This is a genomic window from Rhodococcus sp. P14, from assembly GCF_000256505.1.
In the GTDB taxonomy this organism is placed as follows: Bacteria; Actinomycetota; Actinomycetes; order Mycobacteriales; family Mycobacteriaceae; genus Rhodococcus; species Rhodococcus ruber.
This window is the reverse complement of the sequence record NZ_AJFC01000104.1, coordinates 1-2,989: the sequence shown is the minus strand read 5'-3', so window position 1 is coordinate 2,989 and position 2,989 is coordinate 1. Positions and strand designations below refer to the sequence as shown.

The following is a 2,989-nucleotide window of genomic DNA, read 5'->3' as shown; positions in this document are numbered from 1 at the left end:
GGGACATCGGCGCAGCCCGCGGAGCGGGAGATCGGCGCAGGTGGTCGCGGGTCGTGGGGTTGTTAGGCTCGCGGGGTGTCCGATTCCGCTCCTGCCGCGTATCCCGGTCTACCCGCGACGAGTTGGGCGGTGCTGGGGGTTCTGGCGCTGGGGGAGGAGATGACGGGCAACGACGTGAAGAAGTGGGCGGATTGGAGCCTGAGCTTCTTCTACTGGAGTCCGTCGGTCAGCCAGGTGTACGGGGAGCTGAAGAAGCTCGAGAAGCTGGGCTTCGTGCGGTCGCGATCGATCTCCGAGCCGGGGGCCCGCAGCCGGCGCGTCTACTCGATCACGCCGACCGGGGTGGGGGCGGTCCGGGCATGGTCGCGGGAGGCCCCGGTCGAGGCCCCGGTGCTCAAGCACGGGGTGATGTTGCGCATGTACCTGGGTCACCTCAACGAACCCGAGAAGTTGAAGTCGATCGTGCGGGATCACATCGCCAACCTCGAGGAGAACCTCGGGCGCGTCCGGGACTACGCGGACCATTCGGACGTGGAACCGAGCTGGGCGTTCCCGTTGCTGAGCCTGCGCTGGTCCGAGCGGTACTTTCGTGCGGAGATCGGTCTGTTCGAGGAGCTGCTCGACGAGATCGACGAAGCGGCAGCGCGATTCGCGCGCAGCGACATCGACGAGAACGGTGTTCCCCATCCGCGGCGGCGGGGTGGCTGGCGCACAGTGGAACAGATGCTGAGCGCCCACGACGAGGACGACGACGGATCGGGACCCGCCGGGTAGGGGTCGGGCGCCGATAGGGATCAGGCGCCGATGGTGGTCACGCAGAGCGCAGCCGGGGGCTTCGGGACGTGGCGGGGAAGCGCTGCCGGTCGTATCCGCGCCAGGTCGCGGTCGCTGCCAAGCGGACGCGCCCACTGAGCCGGTGATCGAACGGCATGTGCTGCAACGGCCCGCACACGGAGACCGCTGCGGGAGCCGCGCCGACCGGACCGACGGGCACGGCGATGCACCCCAGCCCCGGCACGGCCTGTCCGCGTTCGTAGGCCACCCCTGTCTCCCGGATGCGTTCGAACTCGGTGCCCTGGGCCCCGGCGTAGGCGAGCAGCGCCTTGCCCAGGGCGGCATGCGGTGCCGGCCGGCGCCCACCGATGCGGGTCGGGACGGCGCTGTCCAGACGTCCCCCGAGCTTGTCGAGGTAGACGACGTCGGTGCCGTCGAGGACTGCGAGGTGGACGACGAGTCCGGTGGCTCGGTGCAGCTCGTGCAGGTGGGGACGCGCGGCGGCGCACAGGCCGTCCTGGTGCACGGCGAGGGAACCGAGTTCCATCAGCCGCAGCCCGAGTGCGTACTCGCGGCCGTCGCGTCGCAACCATCGCAGGTCGACCAGGCGCTCGAGGATGCGGTGCGCCGACGAGCGGGGGAGGCCGGTGCGACGGACGATCTGGGCGAGCGTCAGCCGCCCGGTCTCGTCGAAGGCGTCGAGGACGAGGCCCACACGGTCGATGACAGCACTGGGGGTGGCGGGGGCGGCGGGAGTCGGCACGGGTGCTCCTCACTCATTTTCGGCTGATGAGCTGGCTATTTCGATTCGAAATAGTGTCACATCGCGGCCTCGTTGTGAAGTGCGTCACCGATCCGGGCGTGGCGGTGCCCCGCACGGTCACCGTGCGGGGCACCGCGGTCGACGTCCCGGGGGTGACGGATCACCCGGCCGTCGCGGCGATCAGGACATCACCCCGAGCGGTTCGCTTCCGGACCAGTCGTGACCCCAGTAGCTGTCGGCGGTGATCTCCTCCGCGGTGTAGTACCGCTCGTCGACCGCCGTCCCGTCGGTGCCGTACTCGATGTCCCAGCCGCCGGGGGCACGGACGTAGAAGGACACCATCTTGTCGTTGGTGTGCCGTCCCAGCGTCGACGAGACGGAATACCCCTCCCGCGTCACCCGGTCGAGAGCCCGGCCGACGGCGTCGAGGGTGTCGACCTCCACCATGATGTGGATCAGGCCGGGGTCCTTGCCTGCGGGGACGGGCATGAGTGCAAGGCTGTGGTGCCGCTGGTTCACCCCGAGGAACCGGATGCGCATCGGACCGGCCTCGGGAGGAGCCGGCAGGCGGAAGGCGCCGCGGGGCAGGAACCCGAGCACCTCGGTGTAGAACCCGAACGTGGCGTCCGGATCGGTGACCGGAAGTACGACGTGCCCGAGACCCTGTGCGCCCGTGACGAACCGGGCACCGTGCGGCGTGACCACCGGACTGTGGTCGAGGGCGGGGCCGTGGAACACCTCGACGGAGGTGCCGGAGGGGTCCTGGAAGGCGATCACCTCCTCGACGCGCCGGGCGTCCGCCTCGTCGACCGAGAGGGCTTTCACGGCGACGCCGGCGGCCTCCACGACGCGCCGCACCCGCGTCAGGGCCGCGTGGTCGCGCACCTCCCATGCCACGTCGACCACCCGGTCGCTGTCTCCCGGCACGACCACGACACGGCCCGGGCGCTCGTCCATGCGCAGGTACAGGGCGTCGGGTTCCGGTCCCGACCCCTCGGCGAACCCGAGGACGTCGAACGCGAAGGTCCGCCACCGGTCCATGTCGTTCGTCTGAATCCTGATGTAGCCCAAACCCTTGATGTCGGACACTGTGTCTCCCAGTTCGAGTCGAATCGGTCAGATCATCGCCCGCAGGGGGCCCTGCGGTTCGGCGCCGAGGCGGCTGAGGGTCGCGGCGTGCAGCACCGTGCCCGGCTGGTGGATCGCGTGGTGCAGGCCGGCGTGGGCGTCGCGCCAGAACCGCTGCAGGGGCTTGTCCATCCGCAGCGCGTTCCCGCCGCAGCGCGGGTAGATGCGGTCGATCGCATTCACCGCCCGCCACGCCGCCTGGACCTGGGTCTGCCGGCTCGCGGCGCGCTGCTCGAACGTCGGGGTCCGCCCCGAGTCGACGAGATCCCAGATCCGGTCGACGTTCGACAGCAGCGAGTCGCGCGCGGCCCGCAGATCGGCGAC

The 2,989-nt window shown here is 70.4% G+C and carries 3 protein-coding genes and 1 pseudogene; 1 reads left to right on the top strand and 3 read right to left on the bottom strand.

The annotated features are described in order from the left end of the window. The first annotated feature begins 129 nt into the window (after positions 1 to 129). Positions 130 to 774, top strand: coding sequence for a PadR family transcriptional regulator (locus tag OEY_RS0107355; RefSeq protein ID WP_010593246.1), 645 nt, complete (start codon positions 130 to 132; stop codon positions 772 to 774). Between the two features lie 37 nt (positions 775 to 811). Here OEY_RS0107355 and OEY_RS0107350 read toward each other — a convergent pair whose 3' ends face one another. From OEY_RS0107350 to OEY_RS28135, 3 genes and pseudogenes are all read right to left on the bottom strand, one after another. Further along, complete coding sequence (locus OEY_RS0107350; protein ID WP_010593245.1) at positions 812 to 1,537, bottom strand: IclR family transcriptional regulator; 726 nt, start codon at positions 1,535 to 1,537, stop codon at positions 812 to 814. A 180-nt stretch (positions 1,538 to 1,717) separates the two neighbouring features. Further along, positions 1,718 to 2,626, bottom strand: a complete 909-nt coding sequence (bphC, locus tag OEY_RS0107345; protein ID WP_010593244.1) for a biphenyl-2,3-diol 1,2-dioxygenase — start codon at positions 2,624 to 2,626, stop codon at positions 1,718 to 1,720. Between the two features lie 27 nt (positions 2,627 to 2,653). Then, a pseudogene (locus OEY_RS28135) lies at positions 2,654 to 2,989 on the bottom strand (hydroxylase); the annotation flags it as partial.